Source organism: Microvirga sp. HBU67558 (assembly GCF_018069605.1).
In the GTDB taxonomy this organism is placed as follows: domain Bacteria; phylum Pseudomonadota; class Alphaproteobacteria; order Rhizobiales; family Beijerinckiaceae; genus Microvirga; species Microvirga terrae.
Window position 1 is genome coordinate 1 of the sequence record NZ_JAGPUP010000207.1, and the last position, 474, is coordinate 474.

Below are 474 nucleotides of genomic sequence, written 5' to 3' on the forward strand. Positions count from 1 at the left end.
CTGCCGGTGGTGCTGAAGGTCCTGAGCGAAGAAGAGGTCGAGGCCGTCGTCGAGAAGGTTGAGGAGGAGGTTGCAGAGACCAGGCAAGTCGCCAGTGAACCGCGGCGAACCCGGCGGGGACGCAAGCCGGCCGATGCTGAGGCGGATCCATCCGGGACCTTGTTGGCAGCCGTCGAGGCTGGCTCGGAGAGCGTTAGGGTCATGGAGCAGTCGGTCCAGGAGGTTGTTGATGACAGTGCCCAGGCGGCGTCCGAGTTGGGCGGCCGCGCACTGGAAAGCTTCAGCCGGCAGGGTCGCGAGGCCCTGACCCTGGTCGATCAGATGCCGGATTACCTCCAAGCCGTTGCCCGCTCCAATCGGATCCTGGCCGGTGGGGCAGGGACTATCACGCTGGAATGGTTTGGGCTCAGGCAGGAGCGCCTGCTGAAGAACCTGGAGGGGATGAACGATCTTCTGAGCTGCCGGACGATCCCG

At 65.0% G+C, this 474-nt stretch carries 1 protein-coding gene; it reads left to right on the forward strand.

Annotated features, from left to right (window positions below):
* Nucleotides 1–474: hypothetical protein (locus KBI52_RS00865; protein ID WP_371823087.1), on the forward strand; the 474-nt coding region annotated here is incomplete at both ends.